Origin of the sequence: Celerinatantimonas sediminis (genome assembly GCF_046054195.1) — a bacterium.
In the GTDB taxonomy this organism is placed as follows: Bacteria; Pseudomonadota; Gammaproteobacteria; order Enterobacterales; family Celerinatantimonadaceae; genus Celerinatantimonas.
This window is the reverse complement of record NZ_JBEQCS010000010.1, coordinates 86,486-104,093: the sequence shown is the minus strand read 5'-3', so window position 1 is coordinate 104,093 and position 17,608 is coordinate 86,486. Positions and strand designations below refer to the sequence as shown.

Annotated in this window: 11 protein-coding genes; 9 read left to right on the top strand and 2 right to left on the bottom strand. The window is 41.6% G+C overall.

The annotated features are described in order from the left end of the window. Nucleotides 1–107: 107 nt before the first annotated feature. The 9 genes from pykF (at nt 108) to ABTQ23_RS12735 (ending at nt 15,618) form a co-directional block, all read left to right on the top strand. Nucleotides 108–1,520 (top strand): pyruvate kinase PykF, encoded by a 1,413-nt coding sequence (gene pykF / locus ABTQ23_RS12785; RefSeq protein WP_408616123.1) that lies wholly within the window; start codon nt 108–110, stop codon nt 1,518–1,520. A 373-nt stretch (nt 1,521–1,893) separates the two neighbouring features. Then, nucleotides 1,894–3,615, top strand: coding sequence for a bifunctional ornithine lipid synthase OlsF (gene olsF, locus ABTQ23_RS21140; RefSeq protein ID WP_498038934.1), 1,722 nt, complete (start codon nt 1,894–1,896; stop codon nt 3,613–3,615). A 188-nt stretch (nt 3,616–3,803) separates the two neighbouring features. Further along, on the top strand, nt 3,804–4,259 hold the full coding sequence (locus ABTQ23_RS12765; RefSeq protein ID WP_408616122.1) for a methylglyoxal synthase: 456 nt from the start codon (nt 3,804–3,806) through the stop codon (nt 4,257–4,259). Nucleotides 4,260–5,098: 839 nt separating this feature from the next. Continuing rightward, nucleotides 5,099–5,503 carry a cellulose biosynthesis protein BcsO gene (bcsO, locus tag ABTQ23_RS12760; RefSeq protein ID WP_408616121.1) on the top strand — a complete coding sequence of 135 codons (405 nt, stop codon included), beginning with the start codon at nt 5,099–5,101 and terminating at the stop codon, nt 5,501–5,503. Beyond that, nucleotides 5,500–6,300 (top strand): cellulose biosynthesis protein BcsQ, encoded by an 801-nt coding sequence (gene bcsQ, locus ABTQ23_RS12755; RefSeq protein WP_408616120.1) that lies wholly within the window; start codon nt 5,500–5,502, stop codon nt 6,298–6,300. Before bcsO ends, bcsQ begins: the two co-directional genes overlap by 4 nt. A gap of 6 nt (nt 6,301–6,306) precedes the next feature. After that, entirely contained in the window at nt 6,307–8,430 is a 2,124-nt protein-coding gene (bcsA, locus tag ABTQ23_RS12750) for a UDP-forming cellulose synthase catalytic subunit (protein WP_408616119.1), read from the top strand. A 2-nt stretch (nt 8,431–8,432) separates the two neighbouring features. Next, complete coding sequence (gene bcsB / locus ABTQ23_RS12745) at nt 8,433–10,643, top strand: cellulose biosynthesis cyclic di-GMP-binding regulatory protein BcsB (RefSeq protein ID WP_408616118.1); 2,211 nt, start codon at nt 8,433–8,435, stop codon at nt 10,641–10,643. A gap of 5 nt (nt 10,644–10,648) precedes the next feature. Beyond that, nucleotides 10,649–14,455, top strand: coding sequence for a cellulose biosynthesis protein BcsC (locus tag ABTQ23_RS12740; protein ID WP_408616117.1), 3,807 nt, complete (start codon nt 10,649–10,651; stop codon nt 14,453–14,455). A gap of 149 nt (nt 14,456–14,604) precedes the next feature. Beyond that, nucleotides 14,605–15,618, top strand: coding sequence for a family 8 glycosyl hydrolase (locus ABTQ23_RS12735; RefSeq protein ID WP_408616116.1), 1,014 nt, complete (start codon nt 14,605–14,607; stop codon nt 15,616–15,618). 60 nt (nt 15,619–15,678) lie between these two features. Here the strand turns inward: ABTQ23_RS12735 and ABTQ23_RS12730 are convergent, their stop codons facing one another. Beyond that, nucleotides 15,679–16,350 (bottom strand): super-infection exclusion protein B, encoded by a 672-nt coding sequence (locus ABTQ23_RS12730; RefSeq protein ID WP_408616115.1) that lies wholly within the window; start codon nt 16,348–16,350, stop codon nt 15,679–15,681. 104 nt (nt 16,351–16,454) lie between these two features. After that, nucleotides 16,455–17,480 (bottom strand): tRNA dihydrouridine(20/20a) synthase DusA, encoded by a 1,026-nt coding sequence (dusA, locus tag ABTQ23_RS12725; protein ID WP_408616114.1) that lies wholly within the window; start codon nt 17,478–17,480, stop codon nt 16,455–16,457. Between the last annotated feature and the right edge of the window lie 128 nt (nt 17,481–17,608).

Sequence of the window (17,608 nt, the reverse complement as noted above, 5' to 3'; positions counted from 1 at the left end):
ATTGATCAAAATTAGGTTTGTTGTAATTTTTCTACATAATTGTCGAATCAATTCTGTATAATACCCCGAGGTTTAAGACTGAACTTCTCATCTGGAGATATTTTTCCATGAAAAAAACTAAGATCGTTTGTACTATCGGACCTAAATCCGAACCAAAAGAAAAACTCCGTGAATTAGTTGACGCTGGCATGAACGTCATGCGTTTGAACTTCTCCCATGGGGATTTCGAAGAACACGGTGGCCGTATCAAAAGCCTTCGTGAAATCATGGCAGAAACAGGTAAAACACTTGCCATCTTATTAGATACGAAAGGTCCTGAAATCCGTACAATGAAACTTGAAGGCGGTCAGGATGTTTCTTTAACAACAGGCCAAACCTTTACTTTCACAACTGACCAGAGTGTGATTGGCAACAACGAACGTGTTGCGGTTACTTATAATGGTCTGGCTCAAGACTTACGCCCAGGCAACATCGTGCTGGTTGATGATGGTCTGTTGGAAATGGAAGTTACATCAGTAACTGACGAAGAAGTTATCTGTAAAGTACTCAACAACGGCGACTTGGGCGAAAACAAAGGCGTTAACCTGCCAAACGTTAGCGTTAGTCTGCCAGCATTGGCTGAAAAAGATAAACGTGACCTGGTATTTGGTTGCGAACAAGGCGTTGATTACATCGCAGCTTCTTTCATCCGTAAAAAAGATGACGTTTTAGCAATTCGTGAATGGCTAAAACAAAACGGCGGCGAAAACATCCAGATTATCTCGAAAATTGAAAACCAAGAAGGTCTGGACAACTTCGATGAAATTCTAGCCGCTTCTGACGGTATCATGGTTGCTCGTGGTGACCTTGGTGTTGAAATCCCTGTCGAAGAAGTTATCTTCGCACAGAAAATGATGATTGAAAAATGTAACCAAGCTCGCAAAGTTGTTATTACTGCAACTCAGATGCTTGATTCAATGATCAAAAACCCTCGCCCAACTCGTGCTGAAGCAGGCGACGTTGCAAACGCTATCTTAGATGGTACTGATGCAGTTATGCTTTCTGGTGAATCAGCTAAAGGTAAATATCCAGCTGAAGCCGTTCGCATCATGTCTACTATCTGTCAGCGTACTGATGCAGTAATGACTTCACGTCTTGACCCTGCTCACGACAGCAACCATCTGCGCATCACTGAAGCTGTATGTAAAAGTGCAGTAGAAACTTCAGAAAAACTGAGTGCACCTCTGATCGTTGTGGCTACTCGCGGTGGTAAATCAGCTAAATCTATCCGTAAATACTTCCCACAGGCAAACATCCTGGCTGTAACAACTAACGAAAAAGTTGCCAAACAGTTGAGTCTGTCTAAAGGCGTTTATCCTTATTTAGTTGATGCAATTGACAGCACTGATGACTTCTACAAAATCGGTAAAGAGTTAGCACTTAAAACCGAAATGGCACAAAAAGGTGACATCGTTGTGATGGTATCTGGTGCATTGGTTCCATCAGGCACAACCAATACTTCTTCAGTTCACGTTCTGTAATTGAAGCTACACTCATTGGTGTGATGATAAAGCCAGTCTTAAGACTGGCTTTTTATTGATTAAAGCTCTTCTCTGCCAGCTCTTGCGTTACCCATCGAGTCATCCAAGTAAAACTCCTTCTTATAAAGCTTTCACAAAATTATTCTCTAACACTCTGTATTATCAATAAATTTATACTTAAAAATGAGAAATAGCAGAATACTCGCCAAGGATTTTTAAGGTTTTATATTCATCATTAGTTAGCCCTAAATGGAATATCACTGAAGATTCGTAATAGTCAAAATGAATATATTGTCACAAAATTTCCATAATTTTGTGACCAGAATGTAATCAAAGCTTCGTAGCCTGATGCTGGAACATCAGGAGGATGGCTATGTTTTCTGTCGATAAACTTATTCAGGATTATTACCCGGCGATACAGAATAAACCGCGTCGCTACTCAATACTTAAATACTTTCTTAGCAAAGTACTCTTTGAGGAAACTTTTCAGAGTTTTGAACAAAGACACCCTCAGCTCAGCGGACTGGCATTTATTGACCAAGTCTTTAACGAATTAGATTTTAGCTATCAGGTTTCAAGCAGTCACCGCGAACGGATTCCATCTGAAGGTGCCGTTATTATTGTGGCGAACCATCCGATTGGCTCACTGGATGGATTAGCTCTATTACACCTGGTCGGACAGATCAGAAGTGACGTTAAAATCATCGCCAACCAAATGCTCAGTGCCCTTTCAGCGCTTGAGTCGCTCATTTTACCCGTCGATAATATGACTGGTCACAGTCGTCGCGAACAATTAGAGAAACTACAAGAACATCTTGAACAACAAGGCGCTTTGATTGTCTTTCCCGCCGGAGAAGTATCGCGTTTGAAACATCTACGTCAGCGTGATTGCCGCTGGCAACGCGGCTTTGTCAAAATTGCAGATAAAAGCAAAGCCCCTATTCTTCCGATATGCGTCAAAGCACGTAACAGCTCTTTGTTTTATTTGTGCTCAATGCTGAATAAATCGCTTTCGACCATCTTACTTGTGCGAGAACTGTTCTGGCACAAAGGTCAAACCATTGAGTTAGTGATAGGTGAGCCAATCCCACATCACAGTTATAGTCACCCCAATATTGATTTATTTACTCGAGCCCAACTGCTGCGCAAACATACCTATCGTATCGGTTCTGGAAAGAAAGGCTTATTTCAGACTGAAGCGGCCATCGCCCATCCACAACCTCGGCAAAAGCTAGCTCAAGATATCTGTCAGTTAGAAAAACTCGGACAAACCCCCGATGGACAACTGATTTACCTTTCTGAAAAAGACCACCCGGAAAGTCTACTGGCAGAATTAGGCCGATTACGCGAATATTCATTCCGAGCCGTTGGCGAAGGGACGGGCCAGCGCAGCGATACGGACCATTATGATGCCGAATATATGCATTTAGTTCTATGGCATCCCCAAGATCAACAAATTGTTGGCGCCTATCGGCTGGTCGATAGCTTTAAAGCCATCCAAGAGCATGGGCTCAAAGCACTTTACAGCCATAGTTTGTTTGAATATCAGCATTCAAATTGCGCATTTCTAAAATCAGGCATTGAGTTAGGACGAAGCTTTGTGCAACCTCGCTACTGGGGACGACGCAGTTTGGATTATTTATGGCTAGGAATTGGCGCATTTTTAGCTCGCCGCCCACAATATCGCTACCTATTTGGACCGGTCAGTATCAGCGCAAAACTTCCCCCACAGGCTCGCGATCTGTTAGTCTATTTTTACCAACAGTACTTTGCTTCAGATTTCTTTTTGGCTCGCTCTCGCAACCCCTATCTGTTAGAAAAACAGATCCGACAGAATTTAAGTTTGAGATTTGAAGGTAACGACTATCAAAAAGACTTTGCTCTGCTTAAATCAGCGTTGGCCAATATGGGCTGCGCCATTCCAACTTTATATAAACAGTACACCGAGCTGTGTGAGCCAGGCGGCGTTCAATTCATTGACTTTAACGTTGACCCTAATTTTAAGCAGTGCGTCGATGGCCTCGTTTTAGTCGATGTAGCGCAGCTTAAACCAAGCAAACACAAACGTTACATCGCTATCCATCAACTGCAATAACGTTTTCTACTTTATCTCAAGGGCAATCTGACCATAATTGCCCTTAATCCTCACAGCACAAATCACTCTATCTTATTGAGTATTAGACATATCACAAAAATTATCATCTTCTCGCTAAGACATTACCCAAAGCACAAAGAAGCAGGTAAGATGAATTTAAAATAATTCACAATCAAGCAGGTACACCGATGAAAACAATCGAGAGGACTCTCGAGTCGAAAAAAAATATTGCGCTGGTTGCCCACGATAATCAAAAACCAGCATTAATGCGCTGGTGCGCACGTAACCAAGAAACTCTCGCCCAACACCAACTTTACGGAACAGGAACGACCGGTTCACTTTTAAGAAAAACCGGATTAGATGTTAACTGTCTCTATAGTGGCCCAATGGGTGGTGACCAACAATTAGGGGCGATGATTGCCGAAGGCAAAATCGATATTCTTATTTTCTTCTGGGACCCACTGGAATCAATGCCTCATGATCCAGATGTCAAAGCATTGCTGCGTATCACCACTGTTTGGAACATTCCTGTTGCAATTAACGAAGCATCTGCAGATTTTCTGATTGCCTGTCAGTACTTTGGCGAAGAATTTGTCACACAAATCCCTGACTACAGTGGCTATCTATTCGATAGGACCAATTAATTTTTTTAATCACAACATTGCTTGCCCAAGCCTTCATATAACTAATGCTTGGGCATTTTGGTAAATATCTTCCCTGCCCGATAAAGAATTAATTCTTTCTTTGAAGTGATGACCTATATTCCATAGGCATTAGCTACTACGAGCATTCAAATTTCCCCAAAAGAAATAACTATACTATTAAGCAATACTTTTTAGATATAGCCTCATACTTTTATTAAACTTTAACATCTATAATGATGAAAACAACTAGTACTAACATCCTTATTATATATAACTGTCAGTTTATATAACAATTACTATTTGAAATGAAAAACAATAATTATCAAAAAAATGATTTATATATCATTATAAAATGATATATAAATGTTAAAACAATCAACAAGCATTGATTTTTTTTTTCCAAAGCCAATCGAAAAACACCTATAACCATCTAATCAAGTTGCAATGTGATGTTCATCATGTTTCCATCCTGAACCTGAAATTTTTCGAGCAAATAACACGCAAAATCAAACCATAATATTAGTACTTTTTATTACGAAATAAAAATAAGTATTAAAACCACTCAAAACAATCTAATCAATTTAATCATACTTTATTCGGTTTTTTTAAATAACCCTATAAAAATTCATTTACAATCTCTTTTAACAAGTTAGTATCTTTTCTAAAAACATTATTCATTAATAATAATATTTAGCGTAGATAATTTAATATTTATCTTCACCGCTCGAATACTATCTATAAATGATTGTTGGAATATTTACACTCTCCAATAACCATTTCAACACACAATAAAAGACAAGCAAATAACTAAACACGCAGCTTAAAGTCGAGGTAGATCGATGACTGAATATGATGATATCGCTCAGTTTAAAATTACCACTAATAATGAATCAGTTAAATTTAAAAGCTTTACTCACAATAAATATAAATATCAGCAAAACCGAAATGTCATTCTCAGCCAGTTATATCAACTCAGCTCGGAGAAATTGACCACTCAAACACCAGCCCAACAGAGCAATCAAGCCGAACTTAGCGCGCAACCGGAAATACCATTAACCATTAGCGATACTCAGCAACCAGAACAAGAGCCAACGCTAGAACCCGAAGTAAAAACAGGGATCTTATCTGGCCTTAGCAAAGTTCTAACATCAAACAAACAACACACCAGCACTACTTCAACATTACCTAAGCAACCAATGCCATCTGTTTTTCAGTCTGCTGTAGAAAAAAGGCAACTCTCATGAAACTCATATCTATTAGTTCAAGTAAAGGCGGCGTGGGTAAAACAACTATTGCCGCAAATTTGGCGCATATGTTATCACTGCGTGGATTTACAGTTCTGGCTATTGATTTCGACTCACAAAATTCGCTGCGCACTCACTTTGGCATTCCCCTTAGTGATACCCAAGGATTTGTCAGTAAAGCGCTAAGGCAAAGTGATTGGAGCCCCTTCATCATTTCAGTGAGCAATAACCTGTTTGTCCTCCCTTATGGTGAATGCGATGAATCAACTCAAAGTATTTTTGAACAACGTCTACTTAATGACAGTGATTTTTTACACCATGGTTTACAAGCACTGCGCAATACTGAAGGACTGATCTTAGTTGCGGATACAGCATCTTTGAGCAGTCCAGCATTTAAAGCCTTAACACAGTTAGCTGACATCCAGCTCATTCCTCTACTATCTGATACAGCTTCAATGACGCAGCTACCTTATTTGGAACGGACAGGATTTCTTGAGCATCCACAAAGTGTTAAGAATTTCTTTATCCTAAACCAAACAAACCCACGTAGTGATGTATGCCAAGACGTTGAAACATTTGCTCAAAATACCCTATCTAAGCAGTTAATTGGCCAAATTCACCGAGATGAAAGCGTCCTCAAAGCTCATTCGGCTGAACAATCAATCACTGATTTTAATCGACTATCTGCAGCCGCTGCTGATATTGAAGCCATCAGTGACAAGGTTATCGACTTGTTAGGACTGGAAATCGGAACTGGTGCAATTTATCACGATCTCAAAGAATCCATCCGCGAGTAAATGAACATGAAAAAATTACTGTCATATCTACTCATCCTTATCTGCATTCCTATTGCAGTATTGGTCATCATCACCCCGATGAACAGTTACAAACAGTTCATTTTTGCAATCAGTATTCTGCTTTGCATGGTCATAATGAATTTTTCTAAACGGCGCAGTGTTTCTGTCATTATGGTGTTTCTGTCGATACTAATGTCGGCTCGATATATCTATTTTCGTGCAACCCAAACGCTAGTTTTCAGCTCTGAAATCGAAATGATTTTGGGGATTGGATTGTTTGTCGCCGAAATATACTCATTTACTATGTTGTTGTTAGGCTATCTGCAAACCACCTTTCCTCTGAAGCGTGAAATTGTGCCACTGCCTGAAGATGAACGAAGTTGGCCAACTGTTGATGTGTATATTCCAACCTACAATGAACCTTTAAACGTTGTCAGAGATACTGTACTTGCTGCGCAATGTTTGGATTATCCAGCCAATAAAATGCGGATTTATCTACTTGATGATGGGAATCGCCAATCCTTTGCGGCTTTTGCTGCCGATGCTGGTGTTGGCTATATCACCCGCGATAATAATGAGCATGCAAAGGCTGGCAATCTCAATCATGCAATGCAACTGACCCATGGTGAACTCATTTGTATTTTTGACTGTGACCATGTAGCCACGCGAATCTTCCTGCAGGCCACCGTTGGTGCTTTTATCAAAGATCCAAAATTATCACTGATACAAACGCCTCACCATTTTTATTCGCCTGATCCATTTGAACGCAACCTCGCACAGGGTGAAAACGTACCCAATGAAGGTGAAATATTTTACGGCCCGGTTCAGCAAGGCAACGATAACTGGAATGCTACCTTTTTCTGTGGCTCTTGCGCCGTCATTCGGCGCAGCGCACTAGATGAAATCGACGGTTTTGCCGTTGAAACGGTCACCGAGGATGCCCATACAGCTTTAAAATTGCAGCGCTTAGGCTGGAATACTGCTTTTTTAGCGATTCCAATGGCTGGAGGGCTCGCGACCGAGAGGTTGGCTTTGCATGTTATCCAACGCAACCGATGGGCTCGAGGTATGACCCAAATTTTTCGCCTTGATAATCCACTTCTCGGACGAGGTCTATCACTGGCCCAGCGCCTATGTTATCTCAGCTCAATGCTCTACTTTCAGTTTGCTCTGCCGCGTATTGTCTTTATCACCGCGCCACTTACGTATCTGCTATTTAACCTGAAAGTGATTCACGCCTCAGCAATCTTGATTTTAGCTTATGTACTCCCCCATCTAGTGCTTTCAAATATAACAGGATCACGTTTAAGTGGCCGTTCTCGTTATGCTTTTTGGGGGGATATCTATGATACAGTGCTCGCATTTCATCTTGTCATTCCAACCTTTGTCACAATGATTATGCCAACACGAGGCAAATTTAATGTCACAGATAAAGGTGGATTACTAGATAAAGATTACTTCGATTTTCATATTGTTCGTATCCATATACTCGTCGCAGGATTTATCGCCCTTGGACTAGTAATGGGATTATTTCGCTTCACCCAGTGGGGCTATCCAGCTTATCATCCTTTCGTTGTTGCCATAAATATTATTTGGGGGTTTTATAGCCTATTTTTTATGCTTGGAGCCATTGCGGTTGCTAATGAACAACATCAAACCCGCACGACAACGAGGCTAAAGATCACTCTGCCAGCGATAATCCACTATGCTAGTGGCATTCTTTCAACCACCACAACAGTTGATCTTTCGATGAGTGGGTGCTGTATCAAGCTCGAAGATGAACAACACCTAACCGACCCAATCGAAGCTATTGAATTAGAACTGCAATCATGTCAAGTCGAATTAGAGGCTAAAACAGTTCTAGTAGCTCACGGACAAGCCCATTTAGTATTTGATGAGCTTTCAACCAATCAACGTCGAGAACTGGTAAGAATTGTTCTTTCGCGCGCAGATGCATGGGTAAAAACACCAAGGCAAAGACAAAATGGATTTAAGTCACTACTTGTATTAGCTAAATGTATTGCTCGAGTATATTGGTCTATGTTCCGGCCACAAATGTACAAAGCACCTAAAACGACTCCCAAAGGCTTACATCCACAAACCTTATCTCTCGAGCAGGGAATTAAATAACCATGAGACGAATATTAAAGACAATGCTATGCATGGTTATGAGCTTTGTGATAGCACCGACTGTTCATGCACAAACCGATGATGCGCATCAAGTTCACCTAAGTATTGCGCAGATGGGTGTAACAAAAGGTCTATTTCTGCGCCCCTCTCAGCAACAAGCAGGAATACATTTTACTCTAGCCAACAATATAGTAGTGAATCAAGCAAAGCTATTTTTACACCTAAAAATTCAATCAAAGCTTTCAGATAGTCAAACTGATTTGGCGATAATGTTAAATGGCCAAAAAGTTGGCACAATCCCACTTGATTTATCATCTGCGGCACAACGTAGTTATCAGTTAACTGTTCCAGCTATTTTGATGGCATCAGCAAACAACCTCAGCATTCACTTAGATAAGAATAAAGAGCAACAGTGCTTTTCTAATGACGCGAATCGTTATCAGATTACAATCTTGCCAAGTTCGTATCTGCAATTATCCGAATTGCCGTTGAAATCTGCTCCAAATTTGGCACAGCTACCGCAACCATTTTTACAAGCTTCGCAGATGACGCCACAAGTTTTATCCATGGTATTGCCATCTAGACCCAGCCCAGACCAAGTGAGTGCCGGAGCGTTGATTGCCTCATGGTTTGGTATTAAAGCAAGCTACCATGATGTTCACTGGCAAGTTTTTAAAGACCAACTGCCCACAGGAAACGCAATTATTTTGGGCTATCCTGGCCAAACAGTCGCTGGTATAAAACTGCCTCAGACTCAATCTGCAGCGCTAACAGTGATAGCCAATCCTATTGATGATAAATCGCAACTGTTATTAATCTCGGGGCAAGGTGATGAACTGCGCCAAGCCGCGTGGTGGCTGACCCAAGGGAAACTACCCACACAAAGTCATGATAACCAAATCCCGGCACAAACAATTCCATATCGTCATAGTTATGATGCGCCTAAATGGATCTCGACCCAACACCGAGTCTATTTTCGGAAATTGGTAAAAAATCAACAAAATCTAGCTGTTTCTGGGATCTGGCACAATGCCGTACAAGTGCACTTCAAAGCCGCTCCAGATCTATTTTTATGGGATGGCGAAACAATTCCACTGCACATTGGCTACCAGTTTCCAGCTCAACAGTGGATTAATCCCAAAAAATCATATCTAAACCTTACTTTTAACCACCATTTATTGCAAAACTTGTCAATTAATAAGCCAGGAGTACTTGAGCATTTATGGGGAAAACTCGGCTACAATGAACGCCAAGATCATGCTGATATCGCTCTGGCCCCTTATATGATCTACGGCGATAACCTCCTATCACTCTATTTTCAGATAACGCCAAAAACTGATGTGCCATGTGATGTGATTGCATCGAGAAATATTCAGAGCCAAATATCAGATGACTCTTGGATAGACTTAAGCGACACACATCACTTCTCTATGCTTCCTAATCTGTCATTTTTTATTGGGGCTTCATTTCCTTTTTCCATTAAAGCCGACTTTGCTCAGACCGCTTTATTATTACCACCAGCACCAAGTGCTGCACAAATTGCAACACTACTAAATTTAGCGACTCGCGCAGGCAATAATACCGGAGTTGTTCTGGCACATAATCGGGTCTTGTTTGGTCTTGCTCACAATAAAGAAGATTTAGATGTCTTAAAAAATCGGCATGTTTTAGTTGTGTCATCAATGAGTGCAAAAGCCTTCAATCAACATTTATTTACAAATACTCCATTTACTATAAGTAACAATACATTAAGTGTTAGAGACCCATCACTTTGGCAACATTTAAGAGCATTAGTCACGGGACACTGGGCTTTACAAGGTGAAGCAGCGAACCACTACTTAATGTCCAATCGCGCTTGGCGTGGATTTATTAGCTACCGTTCACCTTGGAATTCTAAACGCGTAGTCGTGATGGCAACAGCAAGTAGTGACCAGCAATTGAGCATGCTCCACAGCGACTTAGAAAATTCACAAACCAACGCAGATATCCGCAAAGATGTCTCAATTATTACCAGCGATAATGGTGTCCAAAGTTTTCAGGTTTCACCTCATTTTGCCAGCGGTCAGTTACCTTGGTATTTGAAAATTATCTGGTTTGCCAGTGCGCATTCTGTTTTTACTGCAATTTGCACTATTTTTGCCTGCCTTATCATCGCTTTGGCTGTCATCAGCCTCATGAAACGTCGCAGTGAAAAACGCCTTAACATGGAATAACACCAATGAAGAAATGGACACATAACTCATTAAAATTTAAAGTAATATATGTAGCAACATTGTTAAGTGCGACATTTGCAACCGCTTCTATTCACGCCAAACAAATGCCAGCTGAAATCAATGCACTGTTTGAACAAGCTCAATACTGGCATCAAAAAGATCATAATGATTTAGCCATGGACTCACTGAAGAAAGTGCTGATGGCAGAACCAAATAACACTCAAGCTCTCTATTTATTAGCTTTATGGTCAAGGCAAAAAGGCGATCTTACAAATGCCGATCTTTGGCGTAAACGATTGGAACAAGCAGCCCCTAATGCCACCCAACTTCGTGAGCTAGACAATGCCCAAGCACTGCAAAAAATTCCACAAGAACAGTTATCTCTGGCTCGAGAACAGGCACAGAGTGGCAATATCAAAGCAGCCATCAAAACCTGGCAGAAAATTTTCAAAAATGGTGATATTCCTGTTAGTTTCGCCCCCGAGTACTACCAAACGATGGCAGCGGACCAATCGCTTTACCCTAAAGCTCGTCAACAACTGCGCAAATTGGTTAGTGTTCATCCACATAATAGTGCGTTGAAGCTGGCACTTGGCAAGGTTCTAAGTTATCGCTCTGATAGTCGCCGCCAAGGGATTAAAGAACTTGAAAAACTAGCACCTAACAATAAAGATGCGGACCAAAGCTTGCGTCAAAGTTTATTGTGGTTAGCCCCTAAAGTGAGCGATGCAACGTTTTATCGCCATTGGATGAAACGCCATCCTGGTGACAGTACAGTCATTCATTACTATCAAAGCCATCTTGTAAATACTGATAAGCAAGAAGGATATAAAGCACTCAATACTGGACATTTAACGCAAGCTAAAAAGCATTTTGACAAAATACTACGCGCAACCCCTCATGACCCAGATGCATTGCAAGGGCTAGGATTTATCGAACTAAAAGAAGAGCATTATAAAAACGCTGCAGAATATCTGCGCCGAGCCGTCACGCAAGCCCGCCGTCAATCACCTAGTACTCATCAGTCTTTAATTGCAAATGCATCTTTTTATGCTCAGCTGGCCAAAGCCAAATGGGCGGCACAAAAAGGTCAAATTGATGATACTCTGAAATTGAGCGCCCCCTTAGTCAAGGGGTCTAGCTCTCGGGCTATTGCAGCAAAACTTTTTCGAGCAAACCTCTTAAGGCACAACAATCACAATAACGAAGCAGAAAAACTATTACGTGATGTGCTAAAAGCCCAACCGAAAAATACTGATGCAATTACACAGCTCTACTACGTGTTAAATGATGAACAAAAGTTGAACCAAGCAGATAAATTGCTAAGTCAACTACCATCAAAAATTCGTCAGCGTATGCAAGCACAGGGGAACTTTTCAATAGTGCGGCAAAAAGCGCAGCAGTTGCAAGCCGATGGACAACCAGAACAGGCGATTGCAACCTTGCTTACAGCACTAAACCACGCACCACAAAACCCATGGATCCGTCTCGATTTAGCACGAATAATGAGTAAAATTGGACGTAATATTGAGGTCACGAGCATCATCGAGCCGCTTATCGATTCTCAAGCTAATGCGACTCAACTCTACGCCGGAGCATTATTTGCCAGCGATCAGCACAACTGGGTACAGGTTCGATCACTACTAGATCGAATCCCTAAAAAACAGCTCAACTCGTCAATGTTAGAGCTAAAAAATCAGACGATGCTGAATCTTGCGCTGAGTAAAGCCAATCAACAGATTGAGCAAGGACAATTACACGAAGCCTATCAAACGCTTGCACCTTTCATTACTAATCCACCGAAAACGCCAGTCAATGTTGGACAGATTGCAAAAATGCTCGCTCAGATAGGTGATTTAAATGATGCAGTGATGCTGATACAAAATAATATCAAACAAGGTGTAAATGGAAATATTGGTGATTATATCGATCATATATCGATATTAGAGCAGAAAGGATTAGACATGAGTGCTCAAGCATTAGTGAACAATCCAAAACTTAAGAAGAATAGTACCTTAGAACAACTCATACAGGCTCAGGATATTATCACTATTGCCCAAAGCGATAGACTCCGCCAACAAGGGAAATTTGCTAAGGATTATGATTTATTAACCAATGCGCTCAAGCAGTCACCGAAAGATAAAGGACTCATGCTAGCGATGGCCCGATTATATCAATCTGGAAAGATGTATAACCAAGCTCGACAAGTCTATTACTATTTGCTCAATGACGACACAGCAAACCAAGATGCTCGAATTGGGGCCATTAATTTAGCATTAGCCACACACCGTTTTAAAGAAGTTCAACAGCTTACTCAAGGCTTAACGCCATCACAGAAACCCGCCAGACTATTGTTAATGGCTCGTATTGAACATGCTCAGGGGCACAACACGCAAGCAAAGGCCTATCTGAAAATGGCTAGATATAAATTGCTGAGTGCACAATTTCAGCCAAATACTCATGCCACAACAAGCAGTGGACTCATCATTGCGAATAACCCATTTAGACACTCCACACGCAGTAATACGAGGACGACTGACACCCGTTCACTACCGTGGCAAATTAAACTGCGGGCCCCATCCACCAGCGAAAATGTAACCCAGCAATTGCCAATACCATCACAATCAACGCAGACGTTGGAGCAAGTCAATGAATTGCTCAGTGATATTCATAAACAAAGCGCCACAGTTCTCAAAGCAGGAATGAGTGTTAATGGTCGTGATGGGGAAAGCGGGTTAAGCAAATTAACCACCGTTAAAGTACCATTGTCATGGTCTCATCAGGTTGATGACAATAGCCGCTTTACCGCGACCCTGACAAGTGTTGCTCTAGATGCTGGCGCAAGTTCAGACGATGCCAGCCGCCGTTATGGCACAGGGGCTTTAAATCAAGGGGCGAAGGCCGCCAGTCAAGGACTATCAACCGATAATGATGATGTTCTGCCAGATGCTACAACGCAAGGCGGACAAAGTGACTCGGGTGTCGAGTTAAACGCCAAATATAATATGGGTGATTATCAGGCAGATATTGGAACGACCCCACTTGGAGCAGAATTACAAACCTGGGTTGGCAGTATGCAATGGTCACCTCAGGTCGGTGATGATACCCAACTAAATGTAAAAGTTGAAAGACGCGCAGTGACCGATAGCTTACTTTCCTATGTTGGAGCCAAAGATAGCTTTACTGGCAAGAAATGGGGACAAGTCACCCGTAATGGCGGACAAGCTAAACTAAGCTTTGATAATGGTGATGTTGGGTTTTACGATTCTCTAGGAATCTGGCGCTATTTAGGTAAAAACGTCGCTAGCAACACTGGTATTGAAGAAAGCGCAGGATTTTACCTAAGACCTATTAATTTAGGTGATCGTCGCCTGCAAACAGGAGTGAACCTAACCTATATGAACTTTGACAAAGATTTGAGTCATTTCAGTTATGGTCAAGGTGGATATTTCAGCCCACAGCATTATGTCAGTATCTCTTTCCCTGTTGATTTCTCTAGAGAATATGCAGATCTAAAATATAATATTGGCGGTGCGTTAGGCTATCAATCTTACAGTGAGGATGGCGGTGCGTACTTTCCAACTGATGCAACATTGCAAAGTGAACTTGAAAGTTATGCAGATAATGGTGAAACCAAAGAGGCTTACTATGCTGGTGAAAGCCATAATGGTATCGGCTATAACCTACACGCAAAAATCGATTATACAATTAGTCCGGATTTAATTTTTGGTGGTAGCCTTAATTACGATACATTTGGTGATTATAATCAAACTGGCGCTTATATCTGGTTGAAACATATGCTAGATAATTAACAAAGCTAGGCGATAATCGTTTGAGTTAGAACCTATAAATTTAAACGGTTCTAACTCAGATTCATCTTTAATATCGAAAATCTTAAATATGCCACCAAAGCTAAACAGTCCCTGTAATCACATTGGACATAAAAATAAAGGGAATCACTTTGGCGAATAAAAAAGCAAATTGTTTCAAAATATTAGCAACGCTTCTGCTCTTATTCTCTTTTTCTGTAGAGGCTGACATTACCTTGGACTGGCCCACCTACAAAGCTCGTTTTATGATGGATGATGGTCGCATTATTGACACAGGTAACCATTCGATTAGTCATACCGAAGGACAAGGTGTGGGGATGTTATTTGCAGTAGCAGCTAACGACCCAGAAAGTTTTAAAAAAATCTGGCATTGGACACAAACCACGTTAGAAGACAAAAAAAGCCATCTGTTTTATTGGCGTTATGACCCCACTGCCCCGATGCCAGTCAAAGACCATAACAATGCCAGCGATGGCGACACTTTAATCGCTTGGGCACTACTAAAAGCCGGCCAAAAATGGCACAACTTAAATTATTTGCAAAGCTCTGATCAAATTACTCAAGCGCTTATTCGCTATACGGTTGTAGACTTTGCCCATCACAAGGTGATGTTGCCGGGACGTACAAGTTTTCAATTTAAAAATAAAATCGATATTAATCCATCCTATTTTATTTTCCCTGCCTGGCAAGACTTTGCAAAACGTAGCCATTTACAGATCTGGAATGAGCTCACAAAAGATGCTTTTAATTTATTAAAAACCATGCGCGGTAAAATGGTTAACTTACCTGGTGACTGGTTGACACTTCATGACGATGGGGTTTTTACGCCAGCTTCTCGTTGGCCTGCGAGAATGAGCTATGATGCTATTCGTATCCCGCTATACCTTTACTGGCAACAGCCAAATAGCGACTTACTTGGCGTATGGAAGCACTGGTTCAAAAAATATTCTCGTTTGCAAACACCAGCTTGGGTGAATGTCCAATCAGCTAAAACAGCCAATTATCCAATGCAAGGTGGGCTCTTAGCGGTTCGAGATCTGAGTCTAAACCAGCTTAATCGCTCAGATACGCACATCACTCATCAAGACGATTATTACTCTGCGAGCTTAAAAATGTTGACTGTTTTAGCATACAAACATTTTTAATTGGGATAAAACAACCATCCGTGACTTTAAAAGCAACGGATGGTTGTCATTAATTTGACGTTAAGATGCAATCGGTGGCTGCTGCTGAGCTGGCATCTCTACTGGATTTTCATGGTGCTGCTCAACGGTTCGAATCCGAAAGACTTTACCAGAATAGGTTCGATTAGCCTGATAATCGGGTTGCAAAAATGCTGGCCGCATTTTTTTAAGCTTATCAAGCTGCTCTTCTGTCAAATTTCCAACAGGTAGAGCAAGGACTCGATAACTTAATAACGGCCGAGCAGCCAATGAGATCATGCACTCAACGCGCTCATGTTGCTCAATCAACTGCTGTGGGTCGTTCATCTCCAGCACGCCATTATCAAGCAGATTAACCACGGCCGGTTCTGCAACAGGCAATTTTAAAACGCTGGTACGACGAATCACAAATTCACGCAAAATAGCGCGCTCAGTATGATCAAGACACTGAATTAATGACTCCATATTGCGCCTGGCAAGTCGTTTGCGCCACAGACCATCGACGACCGCCCAGCAACGAAGAAACAATCGCCCAACGAAATAGGACAGACTCACCAAAGCCACAGCCCAAGCGGCCAAAAAGTAATTAGGCTCAATATGAACGGGCCAATAAGATTGCGGAACCAGAATAAAAAAGCCAGCACCACAGCCACACCAAGCCAGTAACATTTCTAGAATATTTAAGCGAGCTAACGCTTGCTTTAACCAACGCATAAAAGCTCTCCCTTATTGTCAAACCAATGACGTTACAACCTAGAGAGCAAACTATGTGCCAGATCTTTTTTATTAAAAATTCTAAATGAATGGCTAATTGGCAATTAGCCTAGCAGCTTCATTGCATCGACAAGGACATTGACCCCAGCATCAGGACGATGGGCATTTTCACTTAAGTGACGACGCCAGCGCCGAGCACCTGGAACGCCTTGATATAAACCGAGCATATGTCGGGTAATATGTTGCACTCGCCCACCTTGAGCTAAATGCGCTTCAATGTATGGGATCATCTGTTCAACAACATGCTCGCGACTCACCGGAGCTTTGCTGTGATCGGCAAAAATCTGACGGTCAACATCGGCTAATAAATATGGATTTTGATAGGCCGCGCGCCCCATCATCACACCATCCACATATTCGAGCTGCGCTTGAGTTTGGCTAAGGGTTGTGATGCCACCATTAATGCTGATATTTAACTGCGGAAAATCTCGTTTCAGTTGATAAACCCGCTCATAATCAAGCTCGGGAATTTCTCGGTTTTCTTTAGGACTCAAACCTTGAAGCCAAGCTTTGCGAGCATGAACGATAAAATCCTGACACTGGCTTGTGTCTGCGACAGTTTGAATAAAATCGATGAGAAACGCATAGCTATCTTGATTATCAATGCCAATTCTCGTTTTAACCGTCACTGGAATTGAAGCACTGTCTTGCATTGCTTTCACGCAATCGGCCACTAACTGTGGCTCAGCCATTAAGCATGCGCCAAAGCGACCATTTTGAACCCGGTCAGAGGGACAACCTACGTTTAAATTGAGCTCTTGATAACCTCGCTGCTGTGCGATTTGAGCACATGAAGCAAGCTCACTTGGATTACTTCCACCAAGCTGCAATACAACGGGCTGTTCTTGTTCGTTGAATAGCAGATAATCGCCTTTTCCATGCAAAATAGCCCCAGTTGTTACCATTTCAGTGTACAACTGAGCTTGCTTTGTCAGTAACCGATGGAAATAGCGGCAATGGCGATCCGTCCAATCGAGCATCGGTGCAATACTAAAGCGAGATGAGCGATACACATCACTAACGGTTAAATTAGATTTTTCTGCAACAGGTTGGGCTGAGCCTGGGTTCATAACTTTTCCAATACAAACAATTCAATCAACTCATCGAGTCTTCACTCAAGATCAGCATAGCTGATGACAAGGTGGCGTAGTATATCGCGAATTGTAAGATGACAAAACCAAGCTCAGAGAACGCAACA

Excerpts from the sequence above, each read along its gene's own strand:
- ABTQ23_RS12740 (WP_408616117.1), top strand. The coding sequence starts at position 10,649 with ATGAAGAAATGGACACATAACTCATTAAAATTTAAAGTAATATATGTA.
- dusA (WP_408616114.1), bottom strand. The coding sequence starts at position 17,480 with ATGAACCCAGGCTCAGCCCAACCTGTTGCAGAAAAATCTAATTTAACC.
- pykF (WP_408616123.1), top strand. The coding sequence starts at position 108 with ATGAAAAAAACTAAGATCGTTTGTACTATCGGACCTAAATCCGAACCA.
- bcsQ (WP_408616120.1), top strand. The coding sequence starts at position 5,500 with ATGAAACTCATATCTATTAGTTCAAGTAAAGGCGGCGTGGGTAAAACA.
- olsF (WP_498038934.1), top strand. The coding sequence starts at position 1,894 with ATGTTTTCTGTCGATAAACTTATTCAGGATTATTACCCGGCGATACAG.
- ABTQ23_RS12730 (WP_408616115.1), bottom strand. The coding sequence starts at position 16,350 with ATGCGTTGGTTAAAGCAAGCGTTAGCTCGCTTAAATATTCTAGAAATG.
- bcsB (WP_408616118.1), top strand. The coding sequence starts at position 8,433 with ATGAGACGAATATTAAAGACAATGCTATGCATGGTTATGAGCTTTGTG.
- bcsO (WP_408616121.1), top strand. The coding sequence starts at position 5,099 with ATGACTGAATATGATGATATCGCTCAGTTTAAAATTACCACTAATAAT.
- bcsA (WP_408616119.1), top strand. The coding sequence starts at position 6,307 with ATGAAAAAATTACTGTCATATCTACTCATCCTTATCTGCATTCCTATT.
- ABTQ23_RS12765 (WP_408616122.1), top strand. The coding sequence starts at position 3,804 with ATGAAAACAATCGAGAGGACTCTCGAGTCGAAAAAAAATATTGCGCTG.